General features: G+C 71.8%; 16 protein-coding genes. 10 read left to right on the top strand and 6 right to left on the bottom strand.

Annotated features, from left to right (window positions below):
• Positions 1–10 precede the first annotated feature (10 nt).
• Positions 11–1,882: a BCCT family transporter gene (locus RT054_RS10120; protein ID WP_313023401.1), complete on the bottom strand. Its 1,872-nt coding sequence runs from the start codon at positions 1,880–1,882 to the stop codon at positions 11–13.
• 286 nt (positions 1,883–2,168) lie between these two features.
• Between RT054_RS10120 and RT054_RS10115 the strand changes: the two genes are divergently transcribed.
• Together RT054_RS10115 and RT054_RS10110 are read left to right on the top strand one after the other, a co-directional pair.
• The gene (locus RT054_RS10115; RefSeq protein WP_312722363.1) at positions 2,169–2,591 is read left to right on the top strand and encodes a pyridoxamine 5'-phosphate oxidase family protein; all 423 of its coding nucleotides are present in this window, start codon (positions 2,169–2,171) and stop codon (positions 2,589–2,591) included.
• A gap of 243 nt (positions 2,592–2,834) precedes the next feature.
• Positions 2,835–3,548, top strand: a complete 714-nt coding sequence (locus RT054_RS10110) for a hypothetical protein (protein WP_313023398.1) — start codon at positions 2,835–2,837, stop codon at positions 3,546–3,548.
• A gap of 64 nt (positions 3,549–3,612) precedes the next feature.
• Here the strand turns inward: RT054_RS10110 and RT054_RS10105 are convergent, their stop codons facing one another.
• Entirely contained in the window at positions 3,613–5,364 is a 1,752-nt protein-coding gene (locus RT054_RS10105) for an alpha/beta-hydrolase family protein (RefSeq protein WP_312722365.1), read from the bottom strand.
• Between the two features lie 280 nt (positions 5,365–5,644).
• Between RT054_RS10105 and RT054_RS10100 the strand changes: the two genes are divergently transcribed.
• From RT054_RS10100 to RT054_RS10085, 4 genes are read left to right on the top strand one after another with little or no spacing between them, the layout of a single operon-like run.
• Positions 5,645–6,823 carry a hypothetical protein gene (locus RT054_RS10100; RefSeq protein WP_312722367.1) on the top strand — a complete coding sequence of 393 codons (1,179 nt, stop codon included), beginning with the start codon at positions 5,645–5,647 and terminating at the stop codon, positions 6,821–6,823.
• Positions 6,820–7,998, top strand: coding sequence for a glycosyltransferase (locus tag RT054_RS10095; RefSeq protein ID WP_312722369.1), 1,179 nt, complete (start codon positions 6,820–6,822; stop codon positions 7,996–7,998). Before RT054_RS10100 ends, RT054_RS10095 begins: the two co-directional genes overlap by 4 nt.
• A 23-nt stretch (positions 7,999–8,021) precedes the next feature.
• Positions 8,022–9,587, top strand: coding sequence for an alpha/beta hydrolase (locus RT054_RS10090; RefSeq protein ID WP_313023397.1), 1,566 nt, complete (start codon positions 8,022–8,024; stop codon positions 9,585–9,587).
• A 33-nt stretch (positions 9,588–9,620) separates the two neighbouring features.
• Positions 9,621–10,151, top strand: coding sequence for a MerR family transcriptional regulator (locus RT054_RS10085; RefSeq protein WP_313023396.1), 531 nt, complete (start codon positions 9,621–9,623; stop codon positions 10,149–10,151).
• A gap of 33 nt (positions 10,152–10,184) precedes the next feature.
• On the opposite strand, the gene RT054_RS10080 is transcribed toward RT054_RS10085, so the two are convergent.
• From RT054_RS10080 to RT054_RS10070, 3 genes are all read right to left on the bottom strand, one after another.
• A complete protein-coding gene (locus tag RT054_RS10080; protein WP_313023469.1) occupies positions 10,185–11,780 on the bottom strand; it encodes an AAA family ATPase in 1,596 nt (531 codons plus the stop codon).
• A gap of 77 nt (positions 11,781–11,857) precedes the next feature.
• Positions 11,858–12,331: a GNAT family N-acetyltransferase gene (locus RT054_RS10075; RefSeq protein WP_313023395.1), complete on the bottom strand. Its 474-nt coding sequence runs from the start codon at positions 12,329–12,331 to the stop codon at positions 11,858–11,860.
• 147 nt (positions 12,332–12,478) lie between these two features.
• Positions 12,479–14,464: an MDR family MFS transporter gene (locus RT054_RS10070; RefSeq protein WP_396837270.1), complete on the bottom strand. Its 1,986-nt coding sequence runs from the start codon at positions 14,462–14,464 to the stop codon at positions 12,479–12,481.
• A gap of 234 nt (positions 14,465–14,698) precedes the next feature.
• Here RT054_RS10070 and RT054_RS10065 point away from each other — a divergent pair, with 234 nt between their 5' ends.
• Positions 14,699–15,496 carry a TetR/AcrR family transcriptional regulator gene (locus RT054_RS10065; protein ID WP_313023390.1) on the top strand — a complete coding sequence of 266 codons (798 nt, stop codon included), beginning with the start codon at positions 14,699–14,701 and terminating at the stop codon, positions 15,494–15,496.
• Positions 15,497–15,755: 259 nt separating this feature from the next.
• On the opposite strand, the gene RT054_RS10060 is transcribed toward RT054_RS10065, so the two are convergent.
• A complete protein-coding gene (locus tag RT054_RS10060; protein WP_313023388.1) occupies positions 15,756–17,411 on the bottom strand; it encodes an FAD-binding dehydrogenase in 1,656 nt (551 codons plus the stop codon).
• 245 nt (positions 17,412–17,656) lie between these two features.
• Between RT054_RS10060 and RT054_RS10055 the strand changes: the two genes are divergently transcribed.
• From RT054_RS10055 to RT054_RS10045, 3 genes are all read left to right on the top strand, one after another.
• Positions 17,657–18,739, top strand: a complete 1,083-nt coding sequence (locus RT054_RS10055) for a catalase family protein (protein ID WP_313023386.1) — start codon at positions 17,657–17,659, stop codon at positions 18,737–18,739.
• Positions 18,740–18,819: 80 nt separating this feature from the next.
• Positions 18,820–19,473, top strand: coding sequence for a hypothetical protein (locus RT054_RS10050; protein ID WP_267866079.1), 654 nt, complete (start codon positions 18,820–18,822; stop codon positions 19,471–19,473).
• Positions 19,473–20,849, top strand: a complete 1,377-nt coding sequence (locus RT054_RS10045; RefSeq protein ID WP_019310329.1) for a peroxidase — start codon at positions 19,473–19,475, stop codon at positions 20,847–20,849. Before RT054_RS10050 ends, RT054_RS10045 begins: the two co-directional genes overlap by 1 nt.
• Positions 20,850–20,905: the final 56 nt, after the last annotated feature.

Genomic DNA, 20,905 nt, shown 5'->3' with positions numbered 1-20,905 from the left:
CGCGGGCCGGTCAGGAGAGGGCCGGCGGCTGCTCCGGAGACGGTCGGGAGACCGGTCGGCGGTCGGGCGTCTCGCCCTTGCCCGCGGCGGTGTCTCCGACAGCGGAATCCCGGACCGCAGAATCCCCGGCGGCCGTCTCCCCGAGGGCGGTGCTCCCGGAGGTACGGACGACGTCGAACTCGTCCCCCTCGGCGAGTTCGAGGGCGAGCTCACGACGGAACGCCGCCCGCTCCAGTCGCAGGGTGCGGCGGTGCTCCTCGTGAAGGGAACGCGTGAGCGAGACGCACATCGCGATCATGATGAGCGAGAACGGCGCCGCGACGAGGATCGCCATCGTCTGCAACGCCCCCAGACCGTCGGTGAGGGCTCCCTCCCGGGCTCCGACCCACAGCAGCACCGCGGCGACGGCGCCCTGCAGCACACCCCAGAACACGCGGATGCCCACGTGGGGTGCGGGGTCGCCACCGGCGCTGAGCATCGAGACGACGAACGAGCCGGAGTCCGAACTCGTCACGAAGAACACGGTGAGCAGGAGGAGGAACAACCCGATGAGGACGGGTGCGCCGGGCAGTTCACGGAGCATCTGGAACAACGCCCCCTCGGTGGACACGCTGCCGTCGGCGGCGATGAGGCCACCCCCGGTGAGCTGCTGGTAGATCGCCGTGCCACCGAGGACGGAGAACCAGAAGAAGGTGAGCAGCGTCGGCACGAGCAGCACGCCGAGGACGAACTCGCGCACGGTCCGGCCGCGGGAGATGCGGGCGATGAAGATGCCGACGAAGGGCGACCAGCTGATCCACCAGCCCCAGTAGTACGTCGTCCAGGCCCCGAGCCACGTCTCGCCCGGCTCGCCGCGGAACGGCAGGGTGCGGAAGCTCAGGTCGAGGAACCGGGAGAGGTAGGTACCGAGGTTCTGCACCGACTCGCGCAGGATGAACAGCGTCGGCCCGAGGACGAGGATCGCGACCATGAGGACGCCGGCGAGGACGAGGTTGCCGGTGGAGAGCCACTTGATGCCGACGTCGAGGCCGCTGACGACCGAGAGCAGCGCGAGCGCGCTGATGACCGCGGTGAGGACGAGGATGATGCCGATGCCGGCCTCGCCGATGATGCCGATGTCGGTGAGCCCCGCCGCGAGCTGGACGACGCCGAAGCCGAGCGAGGTGGCGACACCGAACAGGGTCCCGACGACCGCGACGACGTCGACGAGGTCACCGAGACGCCCGCGCATGCGGTCTCCGAACACGGGGGCCAGGGCCCACCGGATCGAGACCGGGTAACCGCGGCGATGCACGGCGTAGGCCACGGCGAGGCCGACGACGGCGTAGATCGCCCAGGCGTGCAGACCCCAGTGGAGGTAGGTCGTCGCCATCGCGTTCTGCGCAGCGGCGGCGGGATCGACGTCGAGACCCGGCTCCCCCGGCGCGGGGTGCGCGACGTGGTTGAGCGGCTCGGCGACGCCCCAGAACACGAGACCGATGCCCATGCCGGCCGCGAAGAGCATCGCGAACCACGGCAACACCCGGTAGGCGGGGGGTTCGTCGTCGTTCCCCAGGGTGATGTCGCCGTACCGGGACAGCCCGCAGTACAGGCTGAACGCGACGAACCCGGCGACGAGCAGCACGTAGTACCACCCGATGCTGTTGACGACGGCCGTGTTGATCCCCTGCAGGAACGCGTTGAAGGGGCCCGGCAGCAGCGCCGCGACCAGGACGAACACGACGATGATGGCCCCCGAGGGGCCGAGGACGGGCCAGTAGGCGCCGGAGCCCCGACGTTCGGAGGCAGCCTCGGCCGGGGCGCTCGAGGCGTCGGGGGCGTGGTCCAGCGGTGACGACGTGGGCGGTGAGCCCTGAGACGATGACGGATTGTTCGAGGTCATGATTCTTTCCTCAGCGACGTGGTCGAAACGAGCGTCGGTTGCTCCAGCTCGCAGGTGAGGCCCACGACCGCGGGCGCGAACGCCTCCGCGGGCGGGCGGCCGGGGGAGGACCGGCACCGTGACGACACACGACGAGCCCTGGCCCCCGAGAGACTGGAGCCAGGTTACGGAACGGACGTCCTGGTCGGGGAACGCGGGTGTGGTGCCGAGCGAACGCGGACCCCGCTCCCCTAGGCTGGAGGAACCCGGCCGCGACCGGCGCGGCCCCCTTCGGCGAGGACCTCACATGCCCACCGATGTCGCCTCCCTCACTCGGGAGGAATGCTGGGAACTGTTGAAGCGCGAGGAGTTCGGACGCCTCGCCTACACCCTCGACGGTGAGGCCGCCATCGTGCCCATCAACTACGCCGTCGACGACGGCCGCCTCGTCTTCCGCACGGCCCAGGGCAGCAAACTGTCCGCAGTCCTGCGCGGCGGCACCGTCGCGTTCGAGATCGACGACATCGGCTCCGAGTGGGCCTCGAGCGTCATCGTGCGCGGCTCCGCCGCCGAGCTCCCCGAGGAGGAGGCGCGCTGGGCCGACCAGCTGCGCCTGCGCCCGTGGATCCGCTCCGAGAAGCAGCACGTCGTCGCCATCACCCCGAGCGAGATGTCCGGTCTGCGGTTCCGCATGCACCGCCCCTGGATGTCGATCTACCCACAGGACTGACTCCCCCGGATCGTCGAGGACGTCCCCGAGCGCGCCCCCACGACGCTCGGGGATATCCACAACCCCACCCGTGACGTCGCCCCCGCGCCGGGTGCTGTGGACGACGACACGACCCCTCGGGCCGAGGTCGCAGCCTGGTGACCTGACGACGTCCCGGAGGTCACCGTGTCATTCCACCGCCGCGCATCTCGACCTGACGCATCTCGCCGCCACGCATCCCGCCGCCAGGCAGCTCGACGTGAGATGTCTCGCCACGGCTCATCTCGCCGTGGACCCCTGCGTGCGAGTGGGGCCGGGGGTCTCGCCGCGCTCCTCGTCCTGGTCGTCCTCGTCCTCGGCGGCGGGGCGCACCTCGCGGGCGCCGACCCGGAGAGACCGGAGCGTCGGGGTGCGGACCCCGTGGCAGGAGAGGGTGCCGACGCGGGCGTCGCTGACGTCGGTGGTGTCGCTGACGGCGATGGTGTCGCTGACGGCGATGACGGCGGTGGTGCCGGTGACGGCAGGGGCCCGTGCACCGATCTCGCCCGCCGCTACGCCGACCAGCTCCCCGCGGGGTGGACGCTGGAATGCCGGGCGGCCCTCCCACCCGAATGGTCCCCGGTCGAGGGCGGGTCGTCGATGGGCGACCGGCGCACGAGGCGCATCGTCGTCGTCGACGGGCAGACGGCGGAGTACACCGAGGCCTCCATCGCCCACGAGATCGCCCACGCCGAGGCCTCCGGGTGGCCGCCGCGGCTGCGGGCCGACGTCGCTGCCGCCCTCGGTGGCACGAGCTGGACCGGTCAGGGTGGCCCCGCCTCCCCTCGGGAGGTCGTCGCCGAGAGCAGCGTGCGGTGCCGGGGCCTGCCCATCCACGCACGCTTTCCCCTCGTGCCGTGCGACGTGCTGGAGGCCATGCGCACCGCCGGCGGCGCCACCGGCCCGCTGCCCGTCACCGGCTCGCACCCGAGGTCATGAGGTCATGAGGAGACGCGACGACGCCGGGGCCGGCAGGGACCCGGGCGCGCGGGCCAGGGGCGCCTCAGAAGATGCGGTCGTCGGCGCGCATGGCCCGTTGGATCGGGCCGTAGTCGGCCATCGGGTCCTGTCCGAGGACGCCCGCCCACAGGGGCACGAGGTCCTCCTGATAGCGGTGGCCCTCGCCGCCCGGCACGCGGACCGATCGGGGCATGTCGCTCGCGATCTGGCTGAACGTCACCCACGGGATCCACCGCATCGAACTCGTCACGCGGGTGCTCGCCCGCTCACGGAGCCAGTCGGGCTCGCGCCACAGCAGGTCGGGGGACCACCACACGATGGGGTCGGTCGGGTTCTGCGCGAACGCGATCCGAGGAGTGCGCCATTGCCCCAGGGGCCGGCCGTAGAAGTCGTTGACGGCGTTCTGCCGCTCGGTGATGAAGCGGATGTGGCGGCCGCCGTCGATGACCGGGGCGACCTCGGGCGACCCGGCCCGACGCTGCGCGGTGAGCTCCCGCCACAACCCGCTCGTCCGCGGCGTCCCGGTCCACATCGCCCCGTCGACGCGTCTCAGCAGATCGCTCTTGTCGGCGAACACGGCCTGCCCGCCGTAGGCCCCGAGGGACTCCCCCGCGATGTAGAGCTTGGGCCGTGCGCCCGGGGGCCGACGGTCGACCGCCGCCTCGACCTTGTCGAACAGCACGCGGGCCGCCTTCTCGGCGGTGTCCTGGTCGGTGATGTAGGCGAGGGCGCTGGGAAGGTACGTGTACTGCATCGACGCGATCGCGCTGTTCCCCCGGGTGAGGTACTCGACGGCGCTCGGGTGCCACTCGGGGATCCAGCCCTCACCGGCGGGCATCATCACGACGAGCACCGAGCGGTCGAACGCCTTCGTGCGCTCGAGTTCGGCCACGACGGCGTCCGCCGTCTGCTCCAGGGTGCGGTCGCCGCGCTTGCCCGCGTAGACCCGGATCGGATCCATCGCCTTCTCCCGGGTCACCTGCTCGATACGCGCCCGGCGCGGACCGTCGGCGACGACCGCCTGACCCTGACGACCGAGGGTGTCCCACGTCTCGGGCGATCCCGGTCCGCCGGAGCGGATCGACTCCGTCGGCGGCACCCGCCCGGGTGGGGTCTCGGCGTTCACCTGTGCCGCCTTGCGAGAGGCGTACTCGACGAACTGGGCGAAGAACACGTCGTTCGAGACGAACACGACGAGCCACACGACGAGCGCGAGGGAGATCACGGCCGACAGGAGCCCCGGCAGAAAGCGCTGGGAGGCGCGCCGCACGAACCGGAACAATCCCCGCAGGGCACGGAACAGGAGCACGAGCAGGCCGAATCCGGCCACCCCGGCGGCGATGCCGAGCAGGTGGTCCGAGACGGGGAAGGGTGTGGCTCCGATCCGGCGGGCGATGTCGTCCTGCAGCAGGATGCTTCGGCGCACGCCGTCGACCAGGAGGGCGAGGACGAGGAGACCGAAACCGAGGCGCACGTGTCGCACGGCCCCGGCGCGCATCTGCACGACGAGACCCGTCCGCCGGGCGAACAACCGCAGGAGCCAGGCGATGAGCACTCCCACGCCGTACCCGAGGGTGAGGCAGAGCGCGAGGTTGAAGGCCGTCATCCACCAGGTGCGGGGGATGAAGCTCGGCGACAGGGCCGACAATCCGAGCACACCGGCTCCGAACAACCCGGTCCAGCGCAGGCGCGCCGTGACGAGCCTGTCGGGCGCGGTGGAGGATCCGGCCTCGTCGTCGGCGGAGAGGAGCGTGGATTCCCGCCCCGTCCGCTCCCCCACCACCGCATCTGCCACGCGTGCATTATCCCGACGCCGGTCGTCCACGCCACCATCCGTGACCGGCCGCCTCGGCGGCGCGCCTCCGACCGCAGGCCACCGGGCAGTTGGACGGCAGGTGAACGGTGCCTCGGCGGCGGGAGAAGGGCGAGGCGGGCTCCACACGCCCGCCTAGACTGGCCCCGAAACGGTCGGTCGTTCTCCGGGGGCGGGCGACATCCACGAGCACAGCCCAGCGCCGCGGAAGGAGTCCGCCCTGTTCATCGTCATCGCCCTCGCGCTCGCGCCGATCGCGGCGGTGCTCTTCGCGATCGGCGCCGCGGTGCAGTCCACGGCGGTGGGACGAGCCGTCACGGCTCACACCGCCGGGTCGTCGGGGCAGCGCCTCGTCGGCGGCAGGGCGATGTCCTCCCTCCTGCGCAACCCCACGTGGCTGGGCTCCGTGGGCATCATCGTCCTCGCGGGCGCCCTCCACGCCGTCGCGCTGGCGCTCGCGCCCATCTCGATCGTCCAACCCGTCGGAGTCCTCGCCATTCCGTTCGCGGTGCTCATCGCCTCGCGAGCGGCGCGGCGACGCCCGCCCGGCACCGTGATGCTGGCCGTGACCGTCACCGTCCTCGCCGTCGTCGCCTTCGTCCTCGCCGCGGCGAGCGACGGCGACAACGCCTCCGAGATCGACGCCGTCGAGATCGCCATCTCGACCCTCGGGATCGGCGCGCTCGCGCTCGTCCTCGCCGCGGTCGGCGCGTTCGGGCCCCTGTGGTCGCGGTGCGTGGCCTGGGCGTCGGCGGGGGCCGTCGTCTACGGGCTCGCCTCGGCCCTGCTGCGGACCGACACCATGCTCATCCACCAGGGCGGACTCTCCTGGCACGTGTTCGGCTACACCGTGGCGATCCTCGTCGCCTACGCGGTCGGCGGGTGGATGATCCAGCACGCCCACGCCAACGGTCCGCCCGCCGTCGTCCTCGGCAGCCTCACCGTCGTCGACCCCATCGTCGCCGTGCTGTTCGGCATCGCGTTCCTCGGCGAGGGTGCCCGTCTCTCCTCACTCCACTACGCCGTAATGGTGATCGCCGGGCTCGCGGCCGCCGTCGGCGTGCTCCTGCTCGCCCGTCACCACCCCGAGGGCCACCCGCACCACGAGGTCGATCCCGCCGGCGTCAGCCCCGAGTCCTCCGCCACGCCCGACGTCCCCGACCTCCGCGGCGGTGTCCCCGCCGTCCGCGGCGACGTCCCCGCAGGTCGTGACGTTCCCGTCATCCGAGACGACGTGGGAACCCTCCACGCCTCCGCCACCGTTCACCCCACCGGCGGGCCCGACGGCCACCGCCCCCCGGATGCCCCGGGTCCGCCCACCGCCCGGCACTCCGAGGGCGATCTCGTCCGCACGATCCGGTCCGATCCCACGGCGCGACTCGACCCCGCCACCACGTCAACGCAGCACCCGGCACCCACACGAGAGGAGCACCCCCAGTGAGAATCCTGATCGGGTGTGACACGTATCCCACCGACGTCAACGGCGCCGCGAGGTTCGCCGAGCGTCTCGCCATCGGGTTGCACGGGCGCAGGCACGAGGTTCACGTCGTCGCCCCGTCGACGACCGGCCCGGTCGGCATCGAGGAGCGCGACGGCGTGATCGTCCACCGGGTCCGGTCGGTGCGCTACCCCTTCCATGAGGAGTTCCGGGTCTGCCTCCCGTGGCACATCGGCCCCCAGGTCCAGGACGTCGTGGAGCGAGTGCGGCCGGACGTCGTCCACGCGCAGGCGCACTTCGTCGTCGGTCGCTACGCGTGCCGCAGCGCCGCCGCGCTCGGCATCCCGCTCATCGCCACCAACCACTTCATGCCGGAGAACCTCACCGACCAGCTGCCGGTCCCCGTGCACGGCCGCATCGCCGCGCTCGGCTGCCGACTCGCCTGGCGCGATCTCGCCCGCGTGTTCTCGGCCGCCGAGGTCGTCACCGCGCCCACCCCGCGCGCGACCGAGCTGCTGGCGAGCGAAGCCGGCATCACCGACGCACTGCCGATCTCCTGCGGCATCGACGCCGCCCCGTACGCCGCCGCCACCGAGGCGGCGCCCGCGCACGAGGTGCCGCGGATCCTCTTCGTCGGCCGCCTCGACCAGGAGAAGCGTGTCGGTGAGCTCATCGACGCCTGCGCGCGCCTCGCCCCCGGCACCCCGTTCGAGCTCGAGATCGTCGGCGACGGCACGATGCGTGAGCAGTGGAAGGCCCAGGTGCGCGAGCGCGGGCTCGCGGACCGCGCCACGTTCCGCGGGTTCGTCACGGAGAGTGAACTCCTCGAGGCCTACGGGCGCAGCGACATCTTCTGCATGCCCGGTGTCGCCGAGCTGCAGAGCCTCGTCACGCTCGAGGCGATGTCGGCGGGCAAACCCGTCGTCGCGGCCGACGCGATGGCGCTCCCACACCTCGTCCACCCCGGCCGCAACGGGTGGCTCTACACGCCGGGTGACGTCGACGAACTGGCCCAGCGACTGCAGTGCCTGCTCGATGACCCACAGATGCGTCACAGGATGGGGCAGGCCGGGCGCGAGATCGTCCGTCGGCACAGTCTCGATGAGACACTGGACCGGTTCGAGGGCCTGTACCACCAGGTGCAGTCGAACGCAGGCGCGGGTCGCCGCGCCGCCTGACCCGCCCGGAGGCGAATGACCGGATGAGCAAGGAGAGTCTCGCCGACGCACTCGACCGAATCGCCGCCGACCTGGGGGCCACCCTCGCGGACGCCCGCCTCGCGCACGACGGCTTCGCCGGACTCCCCCGGCGTCTCGACGCCCTCGGTGAGGAGATCCTCGCCGGCCGAACCCGCGTCGAACTCCTCTGGGCCGAACGCCTCGTGGCCGACCTCAGGGCCGAGGCCGACATCGTCCGACGCCGAGCCCCGCGGCTCACGGTCAGTGGGGCGCCCCTGCCACCCCGCCCGCCGAGCGACGACCCCGCCGTCGTCGCGTCGTGGTGGGAGTCGATGACGCCACAGGAACGCGACGACGTCCTCATCTCCGGCCCGGCGTTCGTCGGGGGCGCCGACGGCGTGCCGTTCGACGTCCGCCACCGGGCGAACCTGCTCGTCCTCGACGAGGAGATCGACCGACTCTCGGCGCAGCTCGACCCGGGCGAGTTGATCGCCGGCGGTGCCTACCCCGTCCGACGCGAGACGGTCGGCCTCGGTGCGGAGTCCGACGAGGAACTCCAGCGGGAACGCGACGAGAGCGACCTGCGTGGCCTGTTCAAGCTCAGAGCGCTGTTCACCCCCGAGGCGGCCGAGGACGACTGGTCCGACGACCGGATCCGCGAGGATCTGGCCCGTGTCACCACCCCGGTGGACCAGCGATGGCTGTACCTCCTCGACACGGCCGAGAACCCCCTCAAGGCTGCGGTCCTCCTCGGTGACCTGCACACCGCCGACCACGTCGTCCTCCACGTCCCCGGCGCCACGACGACGGTCGACGCCCGGCTGCTGCGGGAGATGGCGTGGATGTCGAACCTGCGTGCGGAGGCGGGACGCTACGTCGGGGTCGATCGCGTCGCCATCCTCGACTGGATCGGCTACCAGGCGCCCCAGGACATCGCGGTCCGACGGCCGCTGGGCGACTCCGGCCTGCCCCTGTGGCTGCCCGGCCAGGCGGCCGACCCGCACTACGCCCAGGAGGCCACCCCCGCACTCGTCCGGTGCGCCGAGGGGTTGCGCACGATCTGCCGGCCCGACACCCGGCTCGTCGGGTCCGGGCACTCCTACGGGGGCTCGGTCCTCGGCCTCGCGCTCGCTGCCACCGACGTCTTCGACGCCGCGGCCGTCACCGGGTGCCCGGGCTTGTTCACCACCGACGTCGCCACCCTGCAGGTGCCGGAGGACGAGGTCTACGCCGCCGCCGCCCCTGGAGACCTCGTCGCCCTCCTCGGCGTCTTCGGCGCTCCGACCCACCAGGTCACGGGAATCCGGTCGTTGTCGACGCGGTCCCGTCCGGCGACCTACCCCGACGGTGGCCGTTCGTTGCTGATGCCGGTGTTCGGCCACGAGGCTTACTACAACGCCGGTTCGGTCACCCTCCACGGCGTCGGCGCCGTCGTCGCCGGAGCCACGTCCGCGGTCCGTGCCACCCGGCGGGGAGCGAGCCGGACCGGGAGCACACTCGCCCGGTGGACCAGTGCGGTCGTCGAGCCCTTCGACGAGACGGAACAGGGAGCGACGGCTTCCTCGCCGGGGTCTGCGCCGAGCGCCTAGACTGAGCCGCCGTACAGCGGAGAGGTCGGGATCGTGAACCACAGACAGGGCCGGGGCGAGCCGTCACTCAGGCCGGACGAGGCGAACGCCACCAGCGGCGCCTCCGGTTACGTCACTCCGCCGGAGCGCGGCCTCTCGGGGGCGGAGATGCGGGGGATCGACCCCGCCCCCCGCTACCGCATCGGCGAGGTCGCCGAACGCATCGGTCTGTCGCTGCGCAGCATCCGGTACTACGAGGAGGCCGGGCTCATCACGCCGAGCGCGCGCACGAGCGGCGGTTTCCGCATGTACTCGGAGATCGACGTGCAGCGTCTGCTCGCCGTCATGCAGATGAAACCCCTGGGGTTCAGTCTCGAGGGGATGCGCGGGATCCTCGCGGACCTCGACGTGATGCGCAGCGCGGAGGCCTCGGCCGAGGACCGTCGCGCGGTCCACACGCGCCTCGCCGAACTCAACAGCGAGATGCACTCCCGGCTTTTCGACCTCGCTCAACAGCTCGAGGTCGCCACCCAGTTCACCTCGCGTCTCGACGACGAACTCGCCGGCTTCGACGACGCCGGCTGATCTCCTCCCGCCCGTCACAGCGAGCGCCCCGCCTCATCGACCGGACGCCCTCGATCCCACGTCGTCCGACCGGGTGGGGGCTCCCGGCGGCGACGACGGGGTCGCGGGACCGACACGGCGTGCGGCGAGGTACTCCCGCAGACCCACGTAGGAGGTGTCGTCGGCGATGACGGCCGTCTGGTTCGCTGCGGCCTCGAGCCACCGCTGCGCCGACGGGGGCCGCTCGGCGAGGGCGTCGAGGACGTCCTTCGTCGTCACCACGCCCCCGGACCGACTCTCGGCGCCACGGATCCCGCTGACGAGGTCGCGCCCGGAGTACCCCCGCGAACGCCGCGCGACCTGCGGGATGTCGACCTCGGGGTGATCCCCGAGCTGCTGGTGGAGGACGACCTCCCGGGTCGTCCGGTCCGGCGGCAGGACCAGGAGCGACTGCTCCAGCCGGCCCGGGCGCCGGAGCGCGGGATCGACCTCCCACGGCGCGTTCGTCGTCCCCATGACCGTGACGCCCAGGTTGCCCTCGGGACCCTTGTCGAGTTCGGCCGTGAGGGCACCGACCGCGCGCGGCGTCGCCCCCCGGCGATCGGCGGCGCGGGGACCACCCAGGTGCTCGACGCCGACGAGGCACAGGACGACCGGCGCCTGATCCCGGGCGGCCTGGAACACCTCGGCGATCTCCTGGACCTGCTCGGCGGGTGTCCTCCCCTCGAACGTCACCGACAGGAAGCGGGAGTCGAGCTCGCCCGCCGTCGCGCGGGCGAGGAACGTCTTGCCGCACCCCGGCGGCCCGTAGAGGAGCACGCCGCCCGTGCGGCTCTGCCGGTAGAGGCGACGGAGTTCGGGGTTGCGCATCGGGGCGAGAACCGCGGCCTGCAGACGCTCCTTCGCCGTGTCCATCCCCCCGATGTCGGCGAGGGTGACGTTGACGCGCTCGGCCCACCGTTCGTCGGGTTCGTCGCCCTCCTCCCGCCCGGGTCCTTCTCCGCCGCCCGCGGGGCCGTGCTGCCGCAGGTCGTGCTGCCGAGGGTCGTGAGGCCCCGGAGCGTGGCGGGCGGTGGAGGCGTCCTGGGAATCGGTGGTCCGGACGGGTGCGTTCGGGACCTCGTCGACCCGGACGTCGTTGTCCCGAGCGCGGCCGTCCCGAGCATCGCCGACCCCCATGGCGGCGGGTCCGTCCTCGCCCTGCTCACCGCGACTGCGGTCGGGCCCGGACTCGCCGGTCCTGCCGCGGAGGACGGAGGACGTCGAGAACGTGCCCCTCGCATCCGGAGACTCCTGGCTGCTGGGGGTCGCGGCGCGGGCGACGATGTGCGCCCCATCCAGCCCTGCGGCCGTGACGACCGCGGCGGCCTGGGACCCCGGGACGGGCGCCGCCGCGGGGTGGGGGACGGTGGCCTCCGAGGACGGCGGGGTGCCGCGGTCCAACGGGGGCGGGGCCTCGCCGAGGAGCTCTCGCATCATCGTCCGCACCGGAACGGCGCTCGGGTCGACCGCCAGCGCGGTCGCACAGTGCCGGACGGCCTCGACGAACTCGCCGTGCTCCCGGAGCAGTTCGACGACGTGCAGCCGGAGCGTCACATCGGTGGGCGCGGCGTCCGCCGCCGCCAGGAGGCTCACGAGGAGTGGTCGCATGGGCACGCCCTCAGGCTACGGCCAGGTTCTGTCGATTCGCCTACGTACACAGGTGCATTCGCGCCACGACGGGGCCCTCACGTCAGTCGCAGCCGCATCTCCGGGTACGCGTGCTCACGGAAACCCAGGCGCTCGTACATCCCTCGCCCCTGGGCGGTCGCGAACAGCGACGCGGCCCCGGCCCCGGACTCCGCGCGAACCCAGGACATCAGCTCCTCCAGCGCACGCGAGGCGTATCCGTGGCCCCGGTGCTCTGGCAGTGTGCAGACGTTCGAGACGATCACCGACCGGCCCGAGGGGACACTCGGGGACGGCGCCCGCTCGACGACCTCGCCCATCGCGCAGGCCACGACCGTGCCGTCGACGTCGACGACGACCACCTCGACCTCCGGGGCGGTGCAGTGCGCTTCGAACCACGCCCCCGCCTCACGCTGCCAGCCGAGCTGATCGACGTCGGGGACGCCCATCGCCGCGAACATCACCGTCCGCAACCGCACGAACGCCTCCCGGTCGCCCGGAGTCGCCGTCCGCACGTTCACCTGCGCCGTCATCGTCTCAGGCTAGAGGCGACCGCCGGCCCGGCGGTCCGTGACCTCGAAACGGAGCCCGGCGCTCGGACCGGAGCACCCAGCCTCCGGTGTGAGCGCCGGGCTCCGGTGCGAGGTGGGCGTGGGGGACGGCGTCACCCCCGCCCGACGTCAGGTGCGGCTGCGGTGGAGGTCGACGAGGAGGGCGGCGGTGAGGTCGTTGCCGACGTCGCCGAGGGTGCCGACGTCGACGGCCTCGTACCGCTGCTGCACCGTGGGGGCGTCACCGTCGGGCTCCGCCTCGCCCGCCGCCGCGGCGGCCGAGGCGAGGGTGTCGCGCAGTTCCTTCGAGAGCACCCCACCCCGACGCTCACCCACCCGCGCGACCTCGAGGGCGTAGCGCTCGGCCTTGGCCGCGGTGGCCGCGTCCTCGGTGAGGAGCATGTGGGCGGTGCGCTCCAGGAGCGCGATCCCCCGGTTGAGGTCGCCCTCACCGAGGTCGGCGACGCCGCGTCGCAGGAGTGGGAACTCCTCGCCGGTCGCCCGGATCGCGAGGTTCTGCAGTTCGAGCCCCAGCAGGCGTTCCTTCGTGCGGGCCTCGCCCGCGCGGCGGCGTTCGGCGTGGCGCTCGTCATCGGCGCTGGACTGGCCGAGCCCGTCGAGGAGTTCACGCCCCGCCCCCTCGCCGGGCGAGCCGCCACCGAGGGTGTCGCGCAGCGGCACGGCCTTGATGAACAGGGTCGCGACGAACACGAGCGCGGCGATCGGCAGACCGATGAGGAACACCTCGTGCAACGCGTCGCCGAGGCCCTGGCGCACGGCGGTCGCGATGGGGGCGGGCATCTTGGCGAGCAGGCTCGGGTCGAGGACCGCCCCGGCGTCGAGTCCGCCCTCGGGCATGTGCGCCGCCGCCTGCTTGGGGAGGTGCCCGGCGATGGCGTCGCCGACCCGGGAGGTCATGACCGTGCCGAAGACCGCGATGCCGATGGTCGAGCCGACGTTGCGGAAGAACTGGGTGGCCGCCGTGGCGACACCGAGATCGGCGCGCGGGACGATGTTCTGCACGACGAGCGTGTACACCTGCATGCTGATGCCGAGGCCGGCGCCGAGCACGACCATGGCGGCCGTGAGCTCCAGGTTGGAGGAGCCGTAGTGCATCCGCGTGAGCATCCAGTACCCGACACCGAGGATCGCGACGCCGAGCAGCGTCTGCTCCTTGTACCGGCCGGTGCGGGTGATGACCATGCCGGCGATGATCGACAGGCCGATCATCGTGACGCTCATCGGCATGAGGATGAGACCGGACTGCGTGGCGTCGACGCCGAGCACCCCCTGTGCGTATACGGGGATGTAGATCAGCGCACCGAACATGAGCATCGAGACACCGAAGCTCGCGATGTTGCTGAAGGTGAACACCGAGCTGCGGAACAGGCGCAGCGGCAGCACGGGCTCGACGGCCTTGCGTTCGACGGCGATGAAGACGGCGAGGCCGATGGTGCCGGCGACGTACAGGCCGATGATCTGGGCAGAGCTCCACGCCCATGTCGTCCCGCCGAGGGAGGTCGCGAGCAGGAGCGCGAGCAGCGTGAACGTGAGGACGACGATGCCGGCCCAGTCGATCTTGGCGTCGCGGCGTTCCTGATCGAGGTGGAGGAACCGGAAGATCGCGCCGAAGGCCGCGATGCCGACCGGGAGGCTGATGTAGAACAGCCAGCGCCACCCCCAGTGGTCGGTGACGACACCGCCGACCAGCGGGCCGACGATCGAGCTCACCCCGAACATCGCCCCCATGAGGCCCTGGTACTTGCCACGGGCGCGGGGCGGGATGATGTCACCGATGATCGTCTGCGACAACGGCATCAGCGTGCCCATGCCGATGCCCTGCACGGCGCGGGAGAAGACGAGGAACCAGAAGTTCTGGCTCATCCCGGCGAGGACCGACCCCAACATGAACACGAGCAGACCGGCGAGGTAGAACGGTCGACGCCCGTAGAGGTCGGAGAGTTTGCCGACGATCGGCACCGTGATGGCGGACACGAGCATCGCCGAGGTCGCGAGCCACGAGTAGTGCTCCATGCCCCCGAGCTCGGCGACGATGCGCGGCATCGCGGGCGAGACGATGGTCTGGCTGATGGAGGCGACGAGCATGCCGAGCATGAGCCCGATGAAGACGCGCCGGCCGGAGGCGTCGAGGTGGAAGGGCTCGGCGGCGCCGGTGGCTGCGGGCGAGGGGGCCGATGAGGCCCGGGTCGACGACGGGGTCGACACGTCGGAAGTGCGAGTTGTCACGTCACCATGATGCGCTAAGATTACAGTCACTGCAAGTTTGCACTGGGTGCACGGTAAACGCCTGGTGCGCGAAGAACGGGGATCTCCCCGGAAGGGTTCGGCGTGGCCACATCCACGAAGTCGACGTCCACGCGGGCGTCCATGCGGGCGAGTTCCACCGCCGACGGGGCATGCGACCCCGACGGTCTGCGCGCCCGCAAGAAGCGCGAGACCCGTCGCGCCATCCACGAGGCGGCGCTGCGTCTGGTCGCCGATCGAGGTCTGGACGGGGTGACGGCCGAGGAGATCGCCTCGGCCGCAACGGTGTCGGCCCGCACGTTCTTCAACTACTACGGCACGAAGGACGCCGCGGTCCTCGGCCTCCCACCTGATCTGCCGGAGACCCTCGGCGCGGCGCTCCTCGCCCGGCCCGGCTCCGAAGACCTGTTCACCGCGCTCACCACCGTCGTCTGCTCGTGGTTCGTCGCCATCGAGGAGGACCCGCTACGCGACCTGAGGCGACTCGTCGTCGGCCGCGACCCGCGTCTCGGAGCGGCCCTCATGGGTGCCAACCGCGAGATCGAGACGGCCCTCGTCGAGGCCGCCGCTCGGCGGGCCGACCCGGTCGAGGACCTCCGTGCCCGCGTCACGGCGGCCGCGGTCCTCGCCTCGGCCCGTGCGACCTACCTGCACGTGCAGCACGGCCAACAGACCGGCCTCGGCACACAGGGCGAGGGCGACGAGTACGACGGCGGTCCGCGCGAGGACGGCACCGCGGCGACCACGCCCGACACGCATCCCCGGCGCGTCGCCGAGGCACTGCGTGAGGCGTTCACGCTCATCGGCGACGGCCTCGCCCCTCGACCGGACGTGTCGGCGACCGACCCCGAGACCGGGACGACGGACGCACCGACCGCGTAGTCACGACCGCGGCGTCAGGGCCGCGTGGACGCGGCCGTGTGGACGTGGAGCCGACCGCGCGAACCTGACGGCGCCGTGACGACGGTGCGGGGACGAACGCGACGGCAGCACGACGCGACGGCAGCACGACGCGACCGCAGAGCACGCTCGCGCTGGTCCGCCGGCGCGACGACCGGGGTCGCGGCGACGACGTGAGCGAGTCGGTCGGCGCGGTGACTCCCCTCGGCGTCGCCCCGGGCGAGCCCCGCCCGACGCCCGGTCAGCCCACGTCGCGGGCGGCGGCACGGCCGGCGACGCGACCGGAGAAGAGGCAACCGCCGAGGAAGGTGCCCTCGAGGGCGTTGTAGCCCATCATCCCGCCACCGCCGAAGCCGCTGACCTCGCCCGCGGCGTAGAGACCGGGTAGCGGGGTACCGCCGACGGTGAGGCAACGGCCCGACAGGTCGGTCTCGAGCCCGCCGAGGGTCTTGCGGGTGAGGACGTTGAGCCGCACGGCGATGAGAGGGCCGGCCTCCGGGTCGAGCAACCGGTGGGGTGAGGCGACGCGGATGAGCCGGTCGCCGCGGTAACGACGCGCCCCGTGGATGGCCGTGACCTGGGCGTCCTTGGTGAACGTGTTGTCGAGCTCGCGGTCCCGGGCCTCGATGGTCCGCTGCAGCTCCGCGACCTCGAGGCGTGGGACGTCGTCGTCGGCGATGGCGTTCATGCCCTCGACGAGGTCGGTGAGGCTGTCGGCGACGATGAAGTCCTCGCCGTGGTTCATGAAGGCCTCGACCGGTGCGGAGGGGCCGGGCCGGGCGCGGGAGAGTACGAGCCGGATGTCCCTGCCGGTGAGGTCGGGGTTCTGCTCCGAGCCCGAGAGCGCGAACTCCTTCTCGATGATCTTGCGGGTGAGGATGAACCACGAGTAGTCGTACCCGCTGCGCCGCAGGTGGGCGAGGGTGCCGAGAGTGTCGAAGCCGGGGAAGAACGGCGCGGGCAACCGGTGTCCGGCCGCGTCGAGCCACAGCGAGGAGGGCCCGGGCAGGATGCGGATGCCGTGGTTCTCCCACACCGGGTCCCAGTTGCGCACCCCCTCGACGTAGTGCCACATGCGGTCGGCGTTGATGAGGCGCGCGCCGCCCTCCTCGGCGATGCGCAGCATGCGCCCGTCGACGTGGGCGGGGACGCCCGCGACCATGCGGCGCGGCGGGCTGCCGAGCCGCTCCGGCCACGCGCGACGGACGAGGTCGTGATTGCCGCCGATGCCGCCGCTCGTGACGACCGTCGCCTGGGCGCCGAGCTCGAACTCGCCGACGGCCTCCCGACTGGAGGCGACGCCGCGCGGGGCGTCGGTCGGCTCGAGCAGGGTGCCGCGGACGCCGACGACCGCACCTCCGTCCTTGACGAGCTCGTCGACGCGGTGACGGAACGCGAACCGGATGCGCCCGGTCTCGACATGCGCGCGGACCCGGCGCTCGAACGGCGCGACGATGCCGGGCCCGGTGCCCCAGGTGATGTGGAATCGGGGAACGGAGTTGCCGTGCCCGTCGGCACGGCCGTCCCCCCGCTCGGCCCAGCCGACGACGGGGAAGAAGCGATGACCCATCGTGCGCAACCACGCCCGCTTCTCACCGGCCGCGAAGTCGAGGTAGGCCGCCGCCCAGGCCCGGGGCCAGTAGTCCTCGGCGCGATCGAACCGGGCGCTCCCGAACCAGTCCTGAGCAGCGAGTTCCCGGCTGTCGCGGACCCCGAGCCGCCGCTGCTCGGGGGAGTCGACGAGGAACAGCCCGCCGAGGCTCCACCAGGCCTGGGCGCCCAGGTTGTGCTCCCCCTCCTGGTCGATGAGGATGACCGTGCGCCCAGCGTCGGCGGCCTCGGCCGCGGCGACCAGCCCAGCGAGTCCTGCCCCGACGACGACGACGTCCGCATCCATGGCCGTCATGCTTCCCGGCGCCCCTGGCGCTCACAACCCCGATCTCGACCCCCGGGCGCGGCACCGTCGGGCCTGCATGGGCGACCCCCACCCCCGACCGACCCGCGGCCTCCCTGCAGGATCTCCTGGCCCTCCCTCCCCTCGGGTCTCCCTCGGTCCTCCTGACCAGCGCCGATGCGCCCACCAGGACAGACGAAAATGAGTCCAGTACAATATTGATAAGCCAACAAGGACGAGGAGTCACCATGACGAACCCCATCCGCTACCACGCCGACGTCGAAGTGCCCGTCGAGAACGAGGCCGAGATCTCCCAGCGAATCGTCGAACGAATGGCCGCCACCCAGGCGGAGAACGCCGACCGTCACCGCCACGCCCACCGCGACGCGCACGCCAAGAGCCACGCGATCATCACCGGGCAACTCACCGTCCACGACGACCTGCCGCACGAGCTCGCGCAGGGCATCTTCGCCACCCCCGGCACCCACGAGGTCGTCGCCCGCCTCTCGTCGGCACCCGGCGACATCCACTCCGACGAGATCCCCGCCCCGCGGGGTTTCGCGCTCAAGATCATCGGCGTGGAGGGCGAGCGCCTGTCCCCCGAACTCGGTGGCGCCAACCAGGACTTCCTCATGGTGAACTTCCCGACGCTCGCGTTCGGCACCGTGACCAAGTACGAGGACATGCTCGACATCCTCGAGAAGAACGCGAGCAACCCGGCCGCCGCGCAGAAGGCGGTCTCCGCCGCCGCCCGGGGCATCGCCTCGATCACCGAGAAACTCGGTCGCACCCCCGGCGCGACCGTCCAGGGCCTCGCGAACGACTACTCCCACATGCTCGGTGAGACCTTCTACACCCAGGCCGCGATCCGTTACGGCGACCACGTCGCCAAGATGTCCCTCGCGCCGACCCGGGAGGTCGCCGAGCTCACCGGCGTCGACGTCGGCGACGACTTCGACGCGATGCGTACCGCGGTCGTCCGCCACTTCATGACCAAGGGCGCGACGTACGAGCTGCGGGCGCAGCTGTGCACCGACCTGGAGACCATGCCCGTCGAGGACGCCGCCGTGCTCTGGGACGAGGACGAGTCCCCGTTCCGCGTGGTCGCGACGGTCCGTTTCGACCCGCAGGACGTCGGCGGACCCGCCCGTCGGGTCGCCGGTGACGACCACCTCGCGTTCAACCCGTGGAACGGAGTCGAGGCCCATCGGCCCCTCGGGTCGATCATGCGCGTGCGCAAGCTCGCCTACGAGTCGTCCTCGCGGCAGCGCCACGACCTCAACGCCGTGCCGCGCGAGGAGCCCGACTCCCTCACCGAGATCCCCACCTGAACTCCGAACCGGAGGAGAGAACCGTGACCGACCACTCCGACACGACGACCGGCGACCCCCGCATCGCACACGAATCCAAGCTGGAGGAACTCCGCCGCCTCATCGGCGAGATCGCGGAGGACGCCCCGCAGATCGGTCGGATCGCCGCCGAGGCCATCCTCGCCGACCGCGAACCCGACCTCGAGGGCACGGCGCATTCCGCCGGCCGCGCGGGCATCCAGTCCGGCAACGTCTCCGAACTCACCGCCATCGCCGACCTCAAGCCCGGTGGCGCCAACCGCCTTCGCCGGATCTTCTCGCTCACCGGCGGCAACTTCGACGGAGCCCAGCGCGTCTCCACCCTGCACAACATGCGGTTCGTGTTCCTCGACGACGACACCCGCATCCTCTTCGCGACCGCCTACGACGGGGACTGGGACACCTACATCGACGACTTCGCGACGAAGATCCCCGAGCTCATGGACCTGTTGTTCGCCAACGTCGAGGGGTGGCCCGGTATCGACTCGCCCGACGTCAAGGACTACATCGCGAATCACCAGATCGATGCGGCCGGCTGGTTCGTCGCCAATCCGCAGGCCACCGTCGTCGACGTGCGCCGCTACCAGCGCACCGACAAGGCTCTGCAGACCTTCCTCGACCGCATGGCGGAGAACTCCGCCATGGACGCGACGACCCGCGAGGCGCTCACCGAGCTGACGAAGGCGCTGTCGACGCCCGAGGGAGTGGATTATTGATGGCGGGGCTGCTGCAGCACCTGCGCGAACGGTTCCGGCAGGAACGCGTCACGGTCGACCTCGAGGACATCCAGGCGCTCATCCTGCGCTCGCGCCCGGAACCGTACGTCGGCATCCACGCCGCGCTGCGCATCGACGAGGCGGAGGGTGGCCGCGCCCTGCTCGGCAAGCTCGTCGACCACGTGCCCTCGGCGAAGGACTGGACCGAGGAGCTGCACGCGTGGACCGGGGTCGCCCTCAGCCACGACGGCCTCACAGCACTCGGACTCCCCGAGGAGTCGCTCTCGAGCTTCCCCCTGCCGTTCCGTCAGGGGATGGCCGCGCGGGCGGAGCAGCTCCGCGACACCGGCGAGAACGCGCCGGAGACGTGGGAGGAGCTGTACCGCGGAGACGACTTCCACATCGCCGTGACGATCTACGCCGACGGTGAGGAGGCCCTCGAGGAGGCGAGGTCGAAGGCCCTCGGCGTCCTCGACGACACCCCCGGCGTCACCCTGTTGCGGTCGCACCCCTTCGGCGCCGACGAGGACGCCGAGAACCCGTTCGGGTTCCGTGACTCGATCAGCCAGCCCGTCGTCGCGGGTGCGGGCGTCGAGGCCCTCCCCGGGGAGGGTCCGGCGATCGCCGCGGGCGAGTTCATCCTCGGCGAGGACAGCGAAACCGGCGCGCCCGTCGCGATGCCGAGTCCTGACGTCCTCGGCCGCAACGGTTCGTTCGTGGTGTTCCGCAAGTACGACAGTCGCGTGGGCGCGTGGAACGACTTCCTGCGGGAGCACGGCGACAGCGTCGAGGCGCAGGACCGGCTCGGCGCGAAGATGGTCGGACGGTGGCGTTCCGGAGCGCCGCTCGAGCTGGCCCCCCAGGCCGACGATCCCGAGCTCGGCGCCGACCCGATGCGCAACAACGACTTCGACTACGACGACGACGCGACCGGGTTCGTGTGTCCGCACGCGGCCCACTCCCGTCGTCTCAATCCGCGCGGTTCAGAGCTCACCATCCTCTCGGACGAGAACATCCACCGGATCATCCGGCGCTCCTCGACGTTCGGCCCCAAGTGGACCCGCGACGTCACGGCGGCGGACGACGACGGATCGCGCGGCATCGTGTTCATCTTCATCAGCGCCCGCGCCTACGACACGGTGGAATTCCTCCAGCAGGAGTGGATCAACCGGGGCAACTTCATCGACCTCGGCACGGAACGAGACCCCGTCGTGGGCCTCCACGAAGAGCCGGGCGTGTTCACCATCCCCGCGGAGCCGGTGCGCCGCCGTGTCGACGGCGTGACGACGTTCAACCGCCTCCGCGGCGGGCAGAACATGTTCATGCCCTCCCTCACCGCCCTGCGCTGGATCGCCGACGCGGGCTGGGAGAGCTGACCAGGCCGGCGGATCGAGACCGGTGCTCGCCCGGTCGTCCGCACCGGCGATGAACG

The organism is Mobilicoccus sp. (assembly GCF_032060985.1).
GTDB lineage: Bacteria > Actinomycetota > Actinomycetes > Actinomycetales > Dermatophilaceae > Mobilicoccus.
The sequence above is the reverse complement of the archived record's forward strand: the minus strand, read 5'-3'. Positions and strand labels throughout refer to the sequence as shown.